Source organism: Mucilaginibacter pocheonensis (assembly GCF_031456535.1).
GTDB classification, from domain to species: domain Bacteria; phylum Bacteroidota; class Bacteroidia; order Sphingobacteriales; family Sphingobacteriaceae; genus Mucilaginibacter; species Mucilaginibacter pocheonensis.
The window spans coordinates 374,816-395,310 of record NZ_JAVDUU010000004.1; the positions used below are offsets into that span (position 1 = coordinate 374,816).

Consider the following 20,495-nt stretch of genomic DNA (forward strand, 5'->3'; position numbering starts at 1 on the left):
TTTCCGGCCCTTTTTGTTTTGTATCGCTGCGAATAGTTGTGCATTATGTAAATTGATTATTTGGGTGAGGTAACCAAATTTGCATTAAGCCTTTCGCTTCAGCCATATCTTTTGGACTATCACGAGTAAAGGAACCGAGATGGTAACCCAGGCGATGAGATTCCAATACCCGATACCTAATAACGCGGCAAGCAGGCCAAACAAAGTCAGGACGGCCAGCAGCAGCGGCATCCCCCATACTCTTTTAAATTTGAGATAGTTCATTTGTCTTCTCTTTTGAAAGATTTAAAAAATAGTCGGCATAGAATTTTCGCCGGACGATCCATAAGTAAATTCCGCTGATTAAAACTACAATAGCGAGTAAATCAAATAAAGCCCAGATAACCTTCAAGGGCAAACCGCCATAGTCACCGAAATGAAGCGGACGCGAAATTTCCAGCCCCTTCAAATATCCCGGCATATTGACGATCGCATCCAATTTGCCTGTTCGGGCATCGATCAGTACCGGTGTAAATAGCCGGGAAGTTAAGTTGGAACTTCCTTTGGTATAAAGTAAAAAATGATAAGGCGTCCCAAATACATTTCCCGGATAAATGACACTGGTTATCGTCATACCGGGTAACGCTTTTTTAGCCGTGTTGTAGGCGGCCTGTACCGAACTCAAACGACCAGACTCCGGCAGCGGCCGGTTCTGGTACTGCATCAGCATCTTTTTAACGTCCGTCATTTGCCACAGTCCGAAAAGTGGTTTGGAAAGCTCATTGATCACGCCAGTTACGCCGACAACAAGCAGCCAGACAGCGGTCGCGATCCCGATCAGGTTATGCAGGTCGAGCCATTTTAGGCGGGCGGAGCGCCCTTTTCGAACGGTACCAAAGTCCAGCTTTTTCATGAAGGGACCGTATAATACGATCCCCGAAATAATGGAAAATACAAAAAGCAACCCCATCAGACACAAAAATAATTCGCCCGGCAAGCCTGCGAACAGATCGGTGTGGAGGGATAACATCAGCCCCAGGAAGGTTTGCGGCTGCCGGGATGCGGGAGGCTCATCCTTCAACAATTTTCCCGTACGGGCGTCGAACTGCATGGCATGCCGGGTGCCGGGCTTGCCCTTAAGGTCCGGCATCATATAAACGACAACCTGCGGCTCATCATCATCTATAAAAGCGAAACTTAATACTTCTTTTGGATAGCGCCGCTGCGCAGTGTTAACCATTTGATCCAGATCAGCCATTGGCGTATTTTTGGGCAACACTTCGTACGGCGCATCCGTACTTAAAAGCTGTTCTATCTCCTCATGAAATATCAGCGGCAGCCCCGTCAGACATAGCAGCAGCAGGAATAAGGTACAGATCAGGCTGGTCCAGCGGTGGACCCAAAACCATCTTTTGATATTTTTTAAAGCGCTCATTATTTTAATTTAAAAGCGATCGTTGCACTGAACCTGCGTGGCATCATCTGGCTCACGTAACTGCCCCAATACACTTTATCGGTCAGGTTATCCATCTTTAAACTTACCCGGTAAACCGGCTGATCGTAGCTGATTGCGGCATTCAATACAGTATAAGCAGGTAGGTAGAACTCTCCTGCGGACCTGGATTGCATGATATAAGCTTTGCCGTTATAGTTACCGCCAATACCCAGACCCAGGCCTTTAAACTTACTTTTGAGAAAATGATAGCTTAACCAAAGGTTTGCCGTTTCTGACGGCCCAGTCCATTGGCGCAAACCGTCTACATTGGGATTAGTGTTAATCGTGTAAATATCGTTATGCGCATAACCGGCGATCAGGTTAAAGCCCATGAAAGGATTGGCGATCACCTCGGCTTCGTAACCTTTGCTCAACTGCCCGCCATCCTGGACCTGGTAGGCAGAACGCCCGGGCGTAAAATCACTGTGAATCACGTCACTTACTTTGATATGGTAATAGCTTACCGTGCTGTTTAATTTGCCATCGAACAAGTCCAGCTTTACACCGCTTTCCCATTGGTTGGCCTGGCTGGGTTTGAAAGCGGAAAGCGAGCCGTCCGGCTGGCTTACCGGGGCGTTGTTGCTGAAGCCATTCATGTAGTTGCCGAAGAGCGAAACCTGTTCCGGGATGAGCTGGTAAACCAGGCCTAATTTTGGTGACAGCGCAGTTTGATTGTATTTGCCTGTAGTTGTCCCGGCATTAATATTCCTGGTGCCGGCATTCACAAAATGATCAACACGCAAACTGGCCATCGCTAAAAGCTGATCAGTAAGGTTTAAAACATCGGAGACATAGGCACTGTAAATGCTTTGCGAGCCTTGCGTTTTGGTATAAGGAATAGTTGCAAATGCTTTATCAAGCGCAGCGGGAGTCAGTTGGTTATAGTGCGGATCATTTCCGCTGATCTTAACCTGATCAAATCCAAAGATCTGTACACCCGAGTTTTTAATCGTATTGGTGAAATAATCAAGTCCGGCCACTAAGCGGTTACGCAGTCCGCCGATACTAAAGTCGCCGTTGAGGTTTTGCTGAAATTCAGTGTAATTATAATCCGTATTCCGATATGCCGGATTGCGGGATACCACAGTGTCTCCTAAAATGTTGTTGTAGCTCCAGTACCCTTCCACGCTCGAATTGGTTTGTGAGAACGAAGTTTGCGACTTCCAGTGACCGGAAATCTTATATACGGCCTGACCATAAATACTTACCGAGGGCGTGTTTTGATACAACTCATTGCTGCTGTAGGACTTTGTCCAGTCGATGCCCAGCGTGGTGGGATTGGTCTTTGTAAAAGATGCCTGCGGAAACAGTCGGTTAAAATCATTGGCTTTCTGGTTATATACCTCGGCATCAAAGGAAAGGGATAGCCGGTCATTGACCTGGTATAACAAAGAAGGCGCGAGAAAGAAACGTTTGGTAAAGCCAGCATCCTGAAAACTGCCCTCATTGTCATAGGCAACATTGGTGCGCAGGTATAAACCTTTTTCTTTGTTAAGCGGTGTATTGAAGTCTCCTGTCACCCTGCTCAGCCCGAAACCGCCAACGGTATAAGTAAGCTCACCATCAAAAGTTTCGAAAGGTTTTTTGGTTACCCGGTTCAGTAATCCGCCAAAAGAGGTTAAAGCGTTGCCAAATAAGGTTGCGGAAGGGCCCTTCAGCACTTCTATACGTTCGATATTAGCGACTTCGATGCTGTTTGGCTTGGTGTCCTGAAGGCCGTTACGAAGATAACTGGAAGTACTGAATCCTCTCAGGTTAAAAGAATTGGAGCCGTTGACGAGGGACTGACTGACACCTGTTACGTTCTTCAGTACGTCGTTATAGCTGACGATCACCTGGTCCTGAAGGAGTTCCCTGGGCACGACATGGTATACCTGCGGGTTCTCCAGGTTTTTAAGCGGCATTTTGGCAACGGACTGCGTTTCTTTTTTAGCGAATTTATTATAGCCGGAGGTTACGGTAACTTCATTTAATTCCCGCTTATCGTCGGCAAGGATGAAGTCGACCGTCAAAGTTTCACCTGCATGAAGTTCGATTTGTCTTGACGAGATGACGTAGCCTACCAGTTTTGCCACGATCATATATTTACCGGGCGGGATGTTGTTGATGCGGTAAGTGCCGCTTTCAGATGCGCTTGCACCTTTACCGGTTGCATTTAAAGAGACAGTTGCTGAAGTAGCCGGTAAGCCCGCCTGCGTTTTAATCGTTCCCTGGATAGTCGCTGTTGGTGACTGGGCAAAACTGAATTGACAGCAAAAGATAAAAATTAAGGTAAAGGCGCCTTTGAAGACATGTTTGAAAGAGCAGGATGTAAAGATATTACCGCATAGTAATAAAGAATTCATAGTTTTGTTAATAATTAATAGGTTGAAGGATCTGTTGACAATACCCGGTGTGATGTTTGGCGACGGAGCGTCGGGTCTTTTTTTAATAATCGCTTAGGGAATATTCGTTTTCATGACGGCTAAGTTGATAGCAGCGAAATAAGCCATTATTTAGAATAAATCCAAATAAAAATAGGCACAATATGAATTATTGTGCGATTTATACCGGTTAATTTATTTTCACAGGTGTGATATATCCTCTTCTGTGAAAATATATCTTTCCCGACATTGTACAATGTGATGCCTACCGAATTGGACACCTATAAACCCGAAAAATATCTGGAGAATGCGCTGTTCCGGCCGGAGATACGCGAAGCTTACCAAAGCCTGGTTGATCAGGGGCCTGCTGAAAGCAATTCCCAGTAAATAAGTTCGCAGCCACCGGCATGAACCAAATCTGTATGCTCTGGATTTTTCAGCTCAATTACCATAATAACAATGCATTGACCAGCAAGCACTTATATAAAAAACATCGTTTAATGAAACAAGACGATTGTCAGCCAAATTATCATCGCATAAACTCCAAGGCCGCCGAATGCAGCTATAATTCCTAACACAAGCAAATCAGGGTTATAACAAGTATATTTTTCGTTATCAAAATGTCGCACGGAAATTATAATTTATAAGGTGAATTCAATTAAAACAGGGTATCAACCATAATTAAGTATATGATTTTGATAGACCATGTTACTTATAAGCATCTGGCGAAAAATGGACTTTGCCACAGTTTATTGACAAAGCTATTTTCCATTCCTGCTAAAGCCCGTCTCCCGGCCTTGATAACTGCCCGGGCAAATTCTCGATTTCATCAATAGTAATTACTGATGGCATCTTTAACTGGCAATTAAGCAAATCCAGTGGCACGGTGATTATGCCACGGGTTGTTTTGATAAGTCATCTGTTCATACAACGTTGTGTATGATTGGAGCATACCAATTTCCAGATTGAAAACTTGTAACCTTATGATCAGTTCTTCTATGCCATATAATGGCATAAAACAGCTCTATTAAGCAACCCCTGCCTTAGGTTGGGGCTTTACCTTACCCCTGGAAGGGGATATTCCTCAAAATAATGGTAAAAGCTATGAGATAATTTCCTGTATCTCGTCACAAATACTAAGATGGTGATTTTCGGCGTAACTTTCACACCTAACCTACCGCCTTAGGCGGTAGGTGTACGTTAATGATAATACAGGGCGGCTTGGCCGCCCTGTATATGATGTATTATAGTATATTTTCTACTTTAGGAAAATCTTCCTTACAGCATTATTGGTCATATCTATAAAATAAATATTGCCCTGCCTGTCCATCGTGATGTCTCCCAATGAGCCTGATTTTACCTGGTTAAAGGCACCGTCAACATTGGCTCCCTGCGCAAACTGTACTATGGTTGTAACCTCCCTGGTAGCTATATTTATTTTACGGATCGCCCTGTTATAAGCTTCGGAAATATAAATGGTACCTGCCCGGTCTGAAACAAGACCATTTAAGCTCCCTAGGGAAGCGCCTGAACCAATTCCGTCAGAAGATCCGAAATTACCGCCAACCCAACGGTAAGTCATTGCGGAAGTAGCTAAATTAAAGGCATCAATATAATACCCTTCGTTACCAACCTTATAAATAAAGCCGTTGTAAGGTGCAGGGCGCGAATCGTCCTGTGAGGCCAGAATACTCACAGCCGAGCGGTTACCCTCTTTATCTATGCGCCATGCGCCGTTAAAACTGCCCATAACGTATAGGATTCCGGTTTCATCAAACGCCATTTTATTAATAGTACCAAGGTTGCTCACAAAAGTACTCACCATGCCCTGCGGCGTTATTTTACGGACTTTTGTACCATCGCTTACATAAAGGTTATCGTGTTCATCAATATCCATACCTGGGTTAGCCCCTAAGTTAAACAAAGCTTTATCACCCTGACCCTCTGCATAGCCTCTTTCTCCTGTAGGGCTACCGGCAAATAATGTTACTGTGCCGTTGGTAGCGATCTTTTTGATCCGGTTCTTCTCAACCTCAATCACGTAAACATTGCCTTTACCGTCTACCGCCAAACTACCTGAACGGTAAGAAACCAACTCCAACGAGCTATTACCCGGTCCACCTGCGAGCGTTATTACACCGGCACGTTGAAAATCAGATGGCGCAAAAGCATCAACACCGTTGCTGGTCACTTTTACAGGCCCCGTTGTTAAGCCTTGGGGCGCTATTACTTCAAGGCTGGAAACCGTGGCGCTTACCACTATAGCTGCAACGCCGTTAAACGTCACCTTATTCTGACCAGCCGCGGTATTGAAACCCAAACCGCTGATAATTACGTGTGTACCCGCCAGGCCGCTTGCCGGGGTTAAAGCAGTTACACCTAATGATTGGTCTTTAAAATCAGGGCCTTGTACCGCCTGTTCGTTTACACTTACGACCACTTTGCCGTTACCCGTACCCCCTGGAATAGTTAAGGTAAGTTTGGTTGCCGTAGCCGAGGTAACAGGTATCGCTACGCCATTAATGGTTACCTTGTTTTCGGCAACTATGTTGCTGAATGTTGTACCTACAATAGTCATAATGGTGCCAGCAGGTCCGCTTAATGGTGTAACCGTTTGAATGACGGGAAGCGGCACAACTGTAAATACCGGACCAACTATTTTTTGCCCGTTAATAGTTACCGATAACGGCCCCGTTTGAACGGCATCAGGCGCAACCACTATAATATGATCAACAGCAGCTTCTTTCACTACAGCTTGTTTACCGTTAAAATCGATGGTGTTACCGGCAATGGTATTTTCAAAGCCATCGCCGTCGACCCTTACGATGGTGCCTTTACCACCCGTGAGTGGCTTTATAGCATTAATTATCTGATACTTAAAGTTTTGCCCTGTAACATCTTTACCGTTAACGCTAACTTTTACCTGACCGGTACCCACGTTGGCAGGCACTTCAACCACCAAAAGCGTATCTGAAGCGCTCACTATCTGGGTTGTTTTTCCGTTGATGGTAACTACAGCCGGTCCGCTGGTACTGCTAAAACCCGAACCCGATACCCGGATATGCGCGCCGGCAGTCCCATTAGCCGGGCTTATTTTGCTTATGCTCAGATCCTGATAGGTGTATTTACCAACTGTAAGTGAGGCATTATCCAATTTCAGGCTGATATTTCCACTGCTGCCGCCTTTAGGTGCCCGTAATACCATTGCCGTTGATGTAACACTCACCACATCGGCAGTTGTACCGGCAAATGTAGCGGATACGCTGCCGCTGAAACCACTGCCTGCAACGGTAACCAAGGTACCTTCGCCGCCACTGTTAGGGTAGTACTCGGTAACCTTTGGTTGTGGCGTTGCGCCTTTATCATGATCTTTTTTACAGGCACTCAGCATTATCACCATAAGGCAACACACGATGCTGTAAAACCTGATACTGTGTTTTTTCATGTTTTTATTTTTTAAATCCCTGGTTTAGTTAGAAAGTATATCGTGCGCCTAATTGCATCTGCGTTCTTGAACCGTAATAGTCTATGCTATACGGCTTACCCGGCGTAGTGAACTGGTATAACGGGTACCCGCCCGCGTTTTGCTGCGGAGGGAATAAAACCGGGGTTAAGCCTACGCTGGCCGTTGAGTTGAACGTATTTGGTGAAAAGTATTGAACACCCCAGCTTTTGTTGATCAGGTTAGTGAGGTTCATTACATCTGCCGTAATGGTAAAAAACTGTTTGTTGTCGCCATTCAGGTAGATATCATGGGCGATGTGCAGATCGGCCTGAACATTCCATGGCGTGCGGCCTTTATTACGCTCGGTAAAATCACCTCTCCTACTGCTCAGGTAGCTGTCTTTATCAATATAGGCGTTAAACGCTGATGCCTGCTCCACTGCGGTTCCGGCGGTTGGGCTGTCCTGGAAAAAGCGGATGGCTTCATCCCTGGTTGGGATATAGGCCAAACTAACCTGCTGCGGTAAACCCTGTACGCTGTTATTAACTACACCGTAACTGAACGGACTGCCCGATTGCGCGCTGAAAAACAACGAAATATTGGTGCGACCGGCCTTAACCCAGTTTTTATTGTAACTGATACTGGCTACTATCCTGTGCCTGATATCAAAGTTGCTATTGGCAAGTGTTGGATTATTGGGAACCAACGACTGGTTGAGCTGCCAGTTTGATTCCATGGAATTACGCACACCGTTTGAAAGATCTTTAGATTGACCAAACGTGTATGATACTGAAGCCTGCAACTGGTTGACAATTGTTTTGCTTACCGTTCCGCTTAAGCTGTAACGGGAACCTTTGCTTGTATTGCTCAGCAAATAAGTATTTGAAAAGCGCTGATCAACAGTACCGCTGTAGATAGGTTGCTGTCGATTTTTATCGTAAGGATAATAAGTCGGGTTATCCAATACGTTCAGTTGCTGAAACAGTACATCCTTAATGTTTTTTGTGTAGATAGCCTCTACCGTAAACTTCCATTGATCGGCAGTTGTATAATCGACGGCTATGCTGGTACGCAATACCTGCGGCATCACAAAATTATTGTCGACCAAATCAACCTGTGTTTTGCCGCTGTTTGGGTTATTGATCACGACGCCGTTGGCCTGGATAAAATCGGCAATGCCATTTGCCCCGCCTTTTAATGGGTTACTGCCTGCTACAAAAGGTTTTTGATCGGCCTTTTGGTCAAACGCACCGTAGCTGTTGCCAGTATTATAATAAGCATAAGCCAACCAGGCCATAGGGATGCGGCCCGTAAACAAACCAGCGCCGCCACGTAAAATCAGGCTTTGATCACCAAACCAATCGTACCTAAAACCGATACGCGGCGATACCTGTACTTTATTTAGAAAGTTATTGGTGATTTTCTTTAGCGGAGTATAGGTGTAAGTGGTGCCGAAGCCCGGATCATCCAAAGCGGTGCGCGTTTTATCACTCAAAAACGGCATCTCGGGCAAATAGGTCATATCTGCACGTAAACCGGGGATTACCTTTAATTTATCAGATACTGTAATCTCATCCTGAACGTAGGCGCTGTACATGTTCACATCAAATTTGGCACCCGGATTATTCAGGATATAATCGCGGCTGTTATTCGTGTAATTGTATGAGCCGCGCACGCGGTAAGGGTGATTGTTCAGGTAATCTTCAATGCTGTTGTAATCCACACGACCGTTCCAGGCGTTCACAAATCCGTAGGTAATTTTGTATAACTCGTTATGGGTGCCTACGGTAAAGCGGTGGTTACCAACAGTCCAGTTAAGATTGGCGGTAAGTTCAAGCGTGCGCTGCTTCATATCAAATATGCTGGCTTCGCGGTCGGTACCCAGATATATGGTGGTACCCGGTGTGCGCCCCATAATCTGTACCTGCGGCAAGCTCGGATCACTTGTCGGATCCCTTGAATCATTTACCATGGTATAACCTACCAACACGTTAGCCGATAAGGTATTGCTCAACCTGCTCTTCAATTCGGCAACTGTTGAGCTTTGGTTATTTTTTTGCAGATAAGTCATGCTGCTGAACCTGAAATCCTGCTGATCACGGTCCATTATAGTAGCTTTTGACAGGATGGTATTATTGCGGACAACCAATTGATTTTTATCATCGATGTTCCAATCCAACCTGTTAAAAAACTTGGTCGACCGCGCATAGATATTAAAGTTACCCGCAGTACCCGCGTTAAACGGCGTGGCATCGGCAATAGCTTTGGCATCGGTAACACTCAGGATCTGGCTTGTTTCGGCCTGACCTGCCAGTAACTGGGCAGGATCCTGCCTGCGGGCTACCTCCTCGTTGGTAAAAAAGAATAATTTGTTTTTGATGATAGGAAAACCAAACCTGAAACCTGTTTGGTAATCATAAAAATCGCTGTTCATTTTGCCAAGGGTACCTACCCTATCCTTACCGGTTAGCGCGGCATTACGACCAAAACCATATACCGAACCACTTATGGTATTGGTACCACTGCGGGTTACAGCATTTACAGATCCCCCTGTAAAATTGCCTATCTTCACATCAAATGGAGCCAAATAAACCTGCATATCCTCAATGGCATCCAACGATATTGGGTTTGTACGGGTTGAGCTTCCGGCCATACCCGAAGTACCCGACTGCCCACCCAATGACGGACTAAAACCGATAGCATCGTTATTGATAGCACCATCAATAGTTACGTTATTGTAACGGAAGTTACTGCCGCCAAAACTGTTATCCTTACTGCCTTGCGGTACCAGCCTCGTTATATCGGTAATACTGCGCGACACCGTAGGCGTATTACGCACCTGCGTTGCACTGATATTTTTACCCGACCCATACGTACTGGCCTGCGCACTTTTTTTGGTTGATTTAATTACAACCTCGCCAAGTTGTTTTGAGGCATCGGACAACGAAAAATTAACATCGAAAGCAGCGCCTAACCTAATGGTAATATCTTCTTTTTTTTGAGGAGCCATACTTATCATGGTCGCCTCAACGCTGTAGGGCCCGCCTATACGCAGGTTGGTAAGATAAAACCGACCATCCTTATTAGCAGCCGAAGCGTAACGGGTACCCGACGGTTGGTGAATTGCCGTAATTGTGGCGCCGGGTAGGGGCAGCCCGGCGGCATCAACAACTGTACCGCTTATGGTGCCGCTTGTTTCCTGCGCGCCTGCCACAAAGGGCGATAGTAACAACAGGAATAATATTATCCTTTTGAGTATTTTATATATCGTCATCTCTATAATGTCTTTTTTTGAGTAATACTTATTGGGTAATTTTAAGCGCACCATTAATGGTGTGTAAAACCCCGTTCCCGGTTAATATATCCTGCTTGGTTGGTTGTACTGTTGATGTATTTCCGCTCCCCTTCAAACTGATACTGTAAATAGTGCCCCCCTGTCCGGCGATAGAGGTTATGTTTATCGATACCGAATTTCCATCCTGCATAGTCTGCTCAGTTTTACTGGATGCACCGGCACTCAAAACATAATCGTAAATAAACCGCCGGTCGTTCAGGATGTGATAACGGAGAAATGTTTTCAGCGTAGCAGGATCTGCCTGATTGATGGCCGCCAGCGTTGGATAACCATACGCTATCATGGCCGCGTTACCCGGCGCGAAGATGGTATAAGGGCCTCCACTCTGTAATGAACCAACCAGCCCGGCACGCTGAAGCGCCTGGTAAAACAAACTCAGGTTTTTATCGGATGCGATGGCATCGGTAATTTGTTCATACTTATACGGCTCCAGCATACGGTCAATCACCTGGATAAGCCCATTGCTTGCTGTTATATTTTGCGATAGTACCCTGGCACCGTTTATAGTGAGTACCGTATCGGCACCGTTTACCCAATGTGTTACAAAAAGCTTACCTCCGTTTGACGAACGCAACTCCTGGTTAAACAAAAAGGGCAGCTTGTTCAGTTCATATTTCCCGTTTAGAATATGATAGTTGAGTATAGAAGCAATCCTTGCCGGGGCTTCACTTAAAACAGCTTCCGAACTTCCGTAACCGCCCTGTGCAAAAGCATCGTCGGATGGGGTGAGAACAGTAAAAGGCCCCGTGCCTGTTAATTTTTCGCGAAGGCTAACCGCGGTCAAGCCGGTGTTAAAAAGCGAAAGGTTAAAGTTATCGGCAATAATATCGCTCAGTTTGTTACTGTCCTGGTTCGCTTTTACCTGCTTGTCCTTTTTGCAGTTGCCCATACTAAGAGCAAGCAAAAGCAATAGCATATATTTATAAGCTTTCATTAATTTCTTGTTTAGATGTTTATTACCTGCGTTACAACTTAAAGTCTTTTGGCACTATAAAATGATCAACCACGTGTATTGGCCCCATGAGCGTGTTGATATCCGGCTCGGTGATCTTTGCTGCCGGGTGGTTTGAACCTTTAACGTTTACGGTAACGGCTCCATCTTTTGTACCGAAATCAAGCGGCATGGGGTAAACGGGATAGTCTCCATATGAGCCGGAGTTTACCACAGTGTAATCACCAAGGACAGCGTTGGTTAAGTCGGGCGAATAAAAATTCAGGGCATTTACCTGTCCTCCCCCTCTGTTTACATCATAATAAGAAAACATGGTACCCCAGCGATGGTAGCCCACCAAAGTATCTGTAGCCAAACCGCCAATTACCGCGTAAGTGTCCAAATCAAGCGTAGGAAGCGGGTTGCGGTCATTTAATTTCATTACGTCATCAACCGTTTGATATCCTGCCGCATGGAAGACCTCGTCGGGAATAGCATATATTGATGAAAAAGTAACGTTATAGTTAGCATAGTAAGGCAGCAATACCAAACCCGAGGTAAAATCATGTGGTACTATACCATAAGTTAACTCAAGGTATAATGCATCATTACGCAAACTCATTTCGATGTACATACCAAAGCGACCGTCGTCCTGTAAGGCTTCCATTAACGTTTTGGTTGGTTTGTGTAAAATGTGGTCAATTGGCCATAGCAGGCCATCCTTTGCCTCGGTTGGCGTTAGCTTACCGCAGGCCTTTCCGTTTACAAACAGCGTTCCGTTTTCAACCTTAATGTATTGCAGGTATGAATAGATATCGAATGTGTTGGGGCCACTGATGCCGGCGGCGGGCGCAACTTTCAGGTAAGGGTTTTGCAATAAGGATAGTCCTTTAAAGCTATCCTTCCTTAATTTAAGATCATCCAAACTTAAACCCGATGAAATGGTATGGTATAACAGGATGCTATCCAGCAAGGCCGGGGTGGTTTTGTTGATCACATCAAGCGTTAAACCATCGGCAATAAACGCTGCATCTGTAGGCACAAGTAAGGTAAAGGGGGCTTTATTCCCTTTGGCTTTTATTATGCTGTTCATGTCGCTGCGTTCCCAGGCGGCTTTGAATAAGGTATAGGGCGATGCAGTCAATGCTTCTTTTAGCGTGATGTTAATATCCGTATGAGGAATTGCAGTTCCCTCGGGCACGGGCATAAACTCAGCCTTCCGGCACGATGCTATAGCTAACGTGAGCAAACAAAAGGCTATTATTTTTATCAGTTTCATAGCTGTAAATCTTTGTTAGTGTTTTAAAGCTTGTTCGGGCAAAAGCAGCAGGCCCTGCATATCATGAACAAGTCCGTTATCGGTCAAATTATCGGTCAGAGCTGGTGTAGTGCTGCCAGCGGCCGGGTAAGTATCATAAGGATAATCGAGCGCCGTTTGTAAATGCGCTGAATATGTTACCGCTGCAGTGAAGAAATTCCTTTCGGTGCTGATGATAAAATACCAGCTATCATTATCCAGTTGCCCGTTGTAAGCAGACTCGTTGTTAATGATGTAAAACACATTATAATCAGAGATGAAAAAGTGCTTATTATGCAGAATATAGCTACCAAATAACCGCTCGCCCGAGTGGGTGGCCGGATCAAGGGCCGCTATTGATGCTTCAGTAATATTTTGAGCTTCGAATACGCTGTTCTGCGGCGCGAAAACAGTAAACGGTCCTGCGCCGGAAAGCCTTTCCCAAAAGCCAAACTTTTTTAAGCCGCTTACAAAAATGCTATACTGTGGACGTTTCGCCAGCCAATCCCGCACGGTGCTGTTTGGCGTAACCTTCATCACTTTATTCAGTACATGAATAATACCGTTGGCTATGGTAACATCCTTACGCGTTACTGATGAGCCATTAAAATACAGATTATTTGCCGGGTACGCGCTGTTATTGGGCGCATAGCTTGCCAATGTGGCATAAACCTGGGTTTCGGCCAGGGTGCGGTAACGGATATCTACCCCGTTTACGGGTACCTGGCTAAACAACAATTGCTGATTTAGTATATGGCACCGAACCAGTGCCTTAAGGCTATCCGGGTTCATTTTATCAAAATCAGACGCCTTGCTGATGCCTATCTCATTAAAAGCTGTGTTACTGGGTGCCAGCAGCGTAAACGGCCCCTTGCCCCTTAACGTTTCGGCCATGCCCGATTTTTCTACCGCGGCGGAAAACAGGGTGAGGTCATAATTATTTTTTATAAAATCGGCAGCCAGCCTGAAGTTTTCGTTCGGCTTGGCAATTTCCAGGTCATCGTGCTTGCAGGCGCCAAATAACAGCATCAGCAACGCAGGAATGATCAGCAATGAGTTTCTTATCGGTTTTCTATTTTTCATTTAGAATTTTTATTTGATAGCTGATTGCCTTGGTTAATAAATTGGTGGTGCGTATTTACGCTGTACCGTTGTGAGATAAATATTACCGTTCACAATTTCAATGGTATTTACCGTAGCAAACGAGCGCGGATTATAAATACCGGACGGGATATTCACGATCATGTTAGGCAGCAGGGCGCTGTTGTCATGCCCCTTTATGGCTGTTTTACCGTTCAGTAAACATTCAACCGGAGCCCAGTTACCGTCTGTATTGGATTCAAAAGGATAGTAAGGATTATTGGCAGGGTCCATGCCGGGCTGCAAAAAATCCAGGTGCTGCCATATGGTGGTGTGGATGCCATCCGATGCCCCATCAGCAAACAGCGGGAAGCTGTAATATTGGGTGACTTCAAGTACTTCTGAGTTTCGGGTGATAGTGCCTAAAAACTTTTGTGTGTAACCAGGTAAAGGGGCTATGGCCGAAGGCTCATTTTTAAACAGTGTATAAAAGATGTTCATGTTATCTTTTATTCCGTTTTGCAACGCGCCTGATTTCTTATAGCCTGTTTTAAGGCTGTTATCGGCTTGCTGAAAACCCTTGGCGCTCATGTTATAAAAGTTAACATACACCATTGAATCGGACAGTGGCAGTTTATGAAAGTTTTCTTTACGCAGATAAATGCCATTCTTCTTGGTAGCAAAATCCTTCTGCAATATGTGCAGGGTATAAACTTCCTTTGTATCCAGCGTAAGTGTGGTATCTATAAGTATATTGTGCTTTAACCGGGGCTCAAGATCAAAAAAAGGCGTATTGTTAACCGGCCTGAACAAGAATAACACACGGTGCCTGCCCGATGGGATCTGCGCCCAACTGCTCAGGTCAAAACCATTTAAAACAGGGCCTACCAATACGTTTTCCTTGCCGGGATACTCCGGATTTTTGTAGGAGGTGCTTGTGCCTGCGTGCGATGGATACGGCGGCGCATAAGGATCGCGCTGATCCAGGAAATCACCTTTAATAGCGGCACTTACCGGTATGCCATCCTTATCCGTTTGCGGATCGATCAGCATGGTAAGGAAAGGAACCGGCTCGTCTTTATTGGCCAGTGATATGGTATAGTTCAGGTTATTAAATACACGTAAATAGGCTGGGCTATCTATCTTTTTATAATCTACCTTACTACAGCCCGACGCTAAAAGCACCAGGGCAATAGCACTCAGCATTATATATCGTAATCTTGGTCGTAGCATAATTTTTTATTTGCTGTGTTTTACAATGATCATTTTAGCTTTATATGCCGCGGATGTTTGCGCGCCGGCTTTACCAACGAGGGCTATAGAATAAAAACCAGCCTCGTGGTTTGGCAAAACCCCTTTTACATACAATGCAGGCCGGGCAATCAAATCTTTTCCGCTAAGCACGGGGATATCGCTGGCCCAGGTGCCGGGTGTTACCGCAGGCGTTGAACGGAATGCCATAATCTGGTATGGTTTAGCATCATAGGCAGCCCTGATGTAAGGAAACTCAACCGGGATTACGCATGGGCGCAGGTTGGTTACCGCGGCGCTGTTAAAGCCGTACATACTGTTAAAGTCCTGGGCGTTATCCGTTGTAAGCGTTAGATAAGGCATATCGGCACAAAAGTTTAAAAAGCGGATGCTGAACGAAAATTCGTTGAAATAACGGGCATAGGTAGCATCATCGGTAGCATCTTTCACCAACGTTCCGCTCAAATCGTTAGCTACGGCGGCGATAACAGGCTTTCCGTCAACACCTGGGTTTAGCCAAAGGGTGTAATTGCTGTTAGCCTCGGCTTTAACTTTAGTGCTTGCCAAAACGGTACCGGAAGCATTTACAGCCTGCACATCGTATTGCCCTATAATGAACGTATCATAATCGGAATGTGCGGTATAGTCAATTGCAGTGCCCAAGGGTTTACCGTTTACCAATATTTTAACTCCGTTTATGCCCGGCAGGGTATTTACGGCCTGCATCCGGAAATAGGTAACGTTTACAGGCTCAGTGATATCGCTTATGAGCCTGATGCTGTTTTGATGCGCTTTGACAGTTTCGCCGGTAGTTGTGCCTGGCGACGGAACGTTATATTGCCTTGGCGTAACTACCATGGTGTAAACACCGCCCGGTGCATAGGTTTTTATGGGTGCGTAGCTAAGTCCGGGGGTGCCGTCGATAGTTGAGCTTGCCGGGTTTAGCACCAGCAATGATTCATAACCGGGCACCTGTGTGCCATTTGGGGTTAGAACCTTTAACTGCGCCGTGGTATAAGGCAAATCAATATAATCTGAATATTTACCCGAAGCTACATTACTGGTTTGGGTGCTTACCGGAGTACCATCGGCCCAGGCCAACGTAAGCGGGCCAACCAGGTTTTCCATACGCGGATCATCGGTAATGGTACCTGTAAGATTAAGCAGCCTGATCTTGAAATGCGAGGCATCAGCAGCGGGAGCAATGGAGCGGGGTACTTTTACATACACCGGCAATCCGGTAACCTGCATGTACGCCTTGGTTGGCAACAGGTAATAATCAACCGGTTGCTGCGCATCTTCCTGTACGTTAAATTCAATTTTGGTTGGCACTTCCTGAAAGCCGCTTGTTTCCGCTAAAAATTTTGCGGCCCCGTTGGTTAAAAACTCCTGCGGAATGCTCCAGGTGGTGCCCAGCCTCCCGTTATCAGGGAAATATTTTGTAGCCGGATAGCTATCGGATAAAGGGCTGTCCTTTTCCCTCACCACATAGTTGGTTAAAGTATCACCGTTAACCTGCACCTGGTTGTAACCACCAAGGTTAACAACACGCAGGGTTGAGTTTTTGCGTGCATCGGTTACAGCCCTGTTATCCACATTAGGATCAAGCTTGGCTTTTTTACATGCACCGGATATCAGCGCCAAAGCCAAACAAGCCGCAATTGCCGGACTGTTTAGATATTTATAATGTTTTTTCATGGTTACAATAAGTTATAGGTGAAGCCAAGCATAATTTCGCTGCCACGCTGGTAGCTGCGGTTAATGTATTCGCCGCCATACCATTTACCGCCTGTACCGGGGTTGGCGTACACGGTTTTGACTGCCGGGTTAAGCGTGTTTTTGATGTAACCTTTAAACAGGATTTTACGGTTTACACGCTGGCTGAACACAAAGTCAAGCACCGGCACCGGGCGGGTGTATAGATCAGGTTCGCCGGTGAGGTTTATTTGAACAAGTCGCTCGCCTACCATGTTGAAAGTGCCGGTAAATGTGGTTCCCCAACGCTTGTTGGTATAGTTTAACCAGCCGTTAACCGAATAAGGCGCCTGTTCAAACAGCGGGCTATTATCCGGCGAGTGACGATCAATAGAGCGGTTGGCTTCCAAACGTTGCGGCGATTTTTTAATATCGCTTTGTGCCAGCATCAGGTTGGAACCTATGAGGAAATTGTTTAACGGGCTCCATAACTTACCCAGATCCTTCACAATTTCAACCTCTAATCCCCAAACCTTACCTATGTTAGGGTCGTTCTCAAACCTGATGGTCGGGTACTCGGGATAGGTTGCGGCCAAGCCGCTGGTTTGCAGGCTAAATACTTTATACAACTGATTTTTTATCCTTTTGCCGAACAATGAAAAAGAGAATACTTCACCTGAGGCTGTGAAATACTCCCACCTGAAATCAAGATTTTGCGTGGATTGATTGATGAGGTTAGGGTTACCAACAACCAAACCACCCTGAAAAGCATCGAACTCAAATACGTTGGTGATCTCCCTTAATTCGGGGCGGGCCAGTGTGGTATTGAAACCCAACCTAAAGTTCATGTTCTCTTTGTAGCTATAGGTCATATTTGCCGAATAGTATGGTTTATAACCTGTTTTGTAAACCGAGTTTGGATTGGTTAACGAAAGCGGGATGTGCGAGCCGTCAGGCCTGGTTGTGGTTAACGCCGGGTCAAGAAAAACGCCAGAGGTATCAACCGCCGACTGGATATTAGTTGATTCGAACCTTACACCGCCTGTAACCCTCAAATCTTCGGTAAGCTTCAGATCAAGCATGGCGTAGCCTGCCTTAGTTTCAAAAAAACCTTTATAATTATTGGGCGATTTTTGGCTGTTGTATAAAAAGCCACCGACAGGCGCGGCACCCTCTCCTGTTCCGGAGGCTGTTGGGTGGATGCCAATTATTTCTGAGCTTACCAAACGGTCGAGGTTACCCGACACTTTATACAATGGCAATGCGCCAAGTGATGAGAAATTGGAACCCGGTAAAAACAGCACATTCTCTGTAAATACCCGATCTCGGTTGAGGTAGTTTACACCAGTTTTAAACTCCTGCCGTTTACCAAAAAGTTTAAACGGAAGAGTTAAATCGGCCTTGTAGTTATAATTTGTTTCACTGAGGTTGCGGTAACGGCGTCCGTTTGGCTCAGCCTGGATAATACCGTAAGCACCAAAACCATTTACATAGCCAGATGAAAGCGCGTATAAATGATCGGTATATACCGATCCGGGTGATGTGTTTACAGACCCGACCGTTGGATTTGAAATGTAAGCCCCTCCCCCTGGTGTATAATCGGCAAGGTTTACAAAACGGTAATCCGGGTCATTTTGGCCGGCTTTTGATGTAGCTACGTTATAACTTAAACGCGGGGAATAGTTTCCTTTTAAAAACTTATGCTCGCCCTGTAAGTTAAACGTGTTTAGTTTGCGGTACGATTGTTTTAGCGAATAAACGGTACTTTTCACATCGCCCGGTAAAGCGGTGTAATCATATTTACCGTTTAAATTAGAAGCCTGGGTTTCACCTCCCCAACTGCCAAGATATTGCATGCTGATTTCATGCATTGGGCTAAAGCGATAGGTTAATCCCAATAAACCGCCATAGTTAAGGGTTTGGGTGCCTGTATTTTCTTTATACGTTTGATACCGGCCCATGTAAAGGTTATTGGGCGTGATATAGTTGGGAATATTACGCGGGCTGTAAACCTGCGGGTTACCGGTAATTACACCCTGGTATATACTATATTGCTGCACATCACCGCCCGATATGTCAGTAGTACGGCTATAATAATTTACCCCGGCAACCACACCAAGCTTATGTTTTTTAAACAGGGTATAGCTGTTACCAAACGATGCCGAGTACAACTGGTTTAATGGCGACTGCTTATAACGGGTGGTTAAAACAGGATCAAAACCCTGCATAATGCCGTTAATGCGGTTTACCTCCTGACGTACCTCTGGGCTGTAGCCGCTGTTAGCTATCATTTTTTGAATTTGCGGCAGACCGCCTTTATATTTAGTGCTTAGATCAAGGAAATCTTTCGAAAGATCTTTTTTGTTGATCTTCTGGCCCAAAAAGCCCATATCGCTGTTATAAAAACTGTTATGCTGGCCTCCAATACCAATATTTGAATTGAAACCTGTTTGTGCTACAACCTCCAGCACCATGCTATCAGGTACAGATTTGGTTTTCAGCTCCACAATACCCGCGGCGGCATCGGCCGGTTTATCCGGGGTTACAGTTTTAAAAATGGTAATGTTATCCAAGAGCGAAGCAGGTACCAGATCGAGCGGAATGGCGCTGCGGTCAGGATCTGACGAGGCCAAACGGATGCCGTTCAGCTGACCGATCACGCTCCTATCGCCCAAGCCGCGGATAGCTACATACTTATCGTCGGTAACCGTTACGCCCGATACCCTTTGCAGGGCCTGCGTAGTAGTGATACTGGCAGTACGTTCAATTTGCGCGGCCGAGATAGCATCCTGCACAACGGCAGCCTTTTTCCTTTCCGCAAGTACAGAAATTTCGGTATTCGTTCTTCTTCTGGCCTGTACGGTTACTTCACCTAATTGGGTTGATGAGGCTTTTAGGGTGATCATGAGCTCACGATCCTGTGGGCCAACCTTTATTTCGCGGGTTTGATAACCGATGTAGCTCATTACCAGGGTTGCTCCTCCATCCGGTACAGTTATTTTAAACCTCCCGTTTACATCTGTAGCAACCGCGGCACCGGTAGCTTTAACCCTAACCGCAACGCCTATCAGTAGTTCGCCGGTCTTTTCGTCCTTTATAGTACCGGTTATGGTTAACGGTACCGGCTTATTGTCTACCACGACATACCCCTCTACAAGCTTATATTCCAAACCAGTATGCGCTAACACGCTATTAAGTGCCTCTTTCACCGAAATATGTTCGGCAATCAACGTCACATTCTTTTTTACAGCGTTTACCGATTGCTCCTGAAAGGAGAACCTGATATTGCTTTGTTGTCCGATAACTGCCAGACCCTCAGTTACGGTGGCATTTTTCAGTTGTAAGCTGATCTGCCGGCTAAGGTCCTGGCTTTTCACATTGCTGGCCATCAGCATACTTATAAATGTAAGCCTGACAACAATGAGCACAAAAGAGCATTTCATAAAAAATCGGATTGAAGGATATTCTTTTAATCCTTTTTGCATATTTTTGGACATAATGGGGTTATTCGCCGCGAGGCGATGATCTGTTAAATGGCCGTACCTGTTCAGGGTACGGGTTATTTATTAAACCGCGGGGACGTCGAAATCACACGGTTTATAGC

Annotated in this window: 12 protein-coding genes; 1 reads left to right on the top strand and 11 read right to left on the bottom strand. The window is 45.6% G+C overall.

From position 1 onward, the window contains the following. Positions 1 to 84: 84 nt before the first annotated feature. From J2W55_RS19860 to J2W55_RS19870, 3 genes are read right to left on the bottom strand one after another with little or no spacing between them, the layout of a single operon-like run. Positions 85 to 264, bottom strand: a complete 180-nt coding sequence (locus tag J2W55_RS19860; protein WP_310099867.1) for a hypothetical protein — start codon at positions 262 to 264, stop codon at positions 85 to 87. Continuing rightward, positions 245 to 1,414 carry a PepSY-associated TM helix domain-containing protein gene (locus tag J2W55_RS19865; protein WP_310099870.1) on the bottom strand — a complete coding sequence of 390 codons (1,170 nt, stop codon included), beginning with the start codon at positions 1,412 to 1,414 and terminating at the stop codon, positions 245 to 247. The genes J2W55_RS19860 and J2W55_RS19865 overlap by 20 nt, the downstream gene beginning before the upstream one ends. Beyond that, positions 1,414 to 3,819 (bottom strand): TonB-dependent siderophore receptor, encoded by a 2,406-nt coding sequence (locus J2W55_RS19870; RefSeq protein ID WP_310099873.1) that lies wholly within the window; start codon positions 3,817 to 3,819, stop codon positions 1,414 to 1,416. Before J2W55_RS19870 ends, J2W55_RS19865 begins: the two co-directional genes overlap by 1 nt. 279 nt (positions 3,820 to 4,098) lie before the next feature. On the opposite strand from J2W55_RS19870, the gene J2W55_RS19875 reads away from it, so the two are divergent. Continuing rightward, on the top strand, positions 4,099 to 4,224 hold the full coding sequence (locus tag J2W55_RS19875) for a hypothetical protein (RefSeq protein WP_310099876.1): 126 nt from the start codon (positions 4,099 to 4,101) through the stop codon (positions 4,222 to 4,224). Between the two features lie 871 nt (positions 4,225 to 5,095). Here J2W55_RS19875 and J2W55_RS19880 read toward each other — a convergent pair. Genes J2W55_RS19880 through J2W55_RS19915 form a run of 8 tightly spaced genes read right to left on the bottom strand, consistent with a single transcriptional unit; the run spans position 5,096 to position 20,334 of the window. After that, the gene (locus tag J2W55_RS19880) at positions 5,096 to 7,282 is read right to left on the bottom strand and encodes an IPT/TIG domain-containing protein (protein ID WP_310099880.1); all 2,187 of its coding nucleotides are present in this window, start codon (positions 7,280 to 7,282) and stop codon (positions 5,096 to 5,098) included. 28 nt (positions 7,283 to 7,310) lie between these two features. Continuing rightward, on the bottom strand, positions 7,311 to 10,556 hold the full coding sequence (locus J2W55_RS19885; protein ID WP_310099883.1) for a TonB-dependent receptor: 3,246 nt from the start codon (positions 10,554 to 10,556) through the stop codon (positions 7,311 to 7,313). 28 nt (positions 10,557 to 10,584) lie between these two features. Continuing rightward, a complete protein-coding gene (locus tag J2W55_RS19890; protein ID WP_310099886.1) occupies positions 10,585 to 11,571 on the bottom strand; it encodes a fasciclin domain-containing protein in 987 nt (328 codons plus the stop codon). Between the two features lie 31 nt (positions 11,572 to 11,602). Next, positions 11,603 to 12,847: a fasciclin domain-containing protein gene (locus tag J2W55_RS19895; RefSeq protein WP_310099889.1), complete on the bottom strand. Its 1,245-nt coding sequence runs from the start codon at positions 12,845 to 12,847 to the stop codon at positions 11,603 to 11,605. A gap of 15 nt (positions 12,848 to 12,862) precedes the next feature. Next, a complete protein-coding gene (locus J2W55_RS19900) occupies positions 12,863 to 13,948 on the bottom strand; it encodes a fasciclin domain-containing protein (protein WP_310099891.1) in 1,086 nt (361 codons plus the stop codon). Positions 13,949 to 13,981: 33 nt separating this feature from the next. After that, the gene (locus J2W55_RS19905; protein WP_310099894.1) at positions 13,982 to 15,178 is read right to left on the bottom strand and encodes a hypothetical protein; all 1,197 of its coding nucleotides are present in this window, start codon (positions 15,176 to 15,178) and stop codon (positions 13,982 to 13,984) included. Between the two features lie 6 nt (positions 15,179 to 15,184). Beyond that, the gene (locus J2W55_RS19910) at positions 15,185 to 16,894 is read right to left on the bottom strand and encodes a DUF4397 domain-containing protein (protein ID WP_310099896.1); all 1,710 of its coding nucleotides are present in this window, start codon (positions 16,892 to 16,894) and stop codon (positions 15,185 to 15,187) included. A 2-nt stretch (positions 16,895 to 16,896) separates the two neighbouring features. Then, entirely contained in the window at positions 16,897 to 20,334 is a 3,438-nt protein-coding gene (locus J2W55_RS19915) for a TonB-dependent receptor (RefSeq protein ID WP_310099899.1), read from the bottom strand. Positions 20,335 to 20,495: the final 161 nt, after the last annotated feature.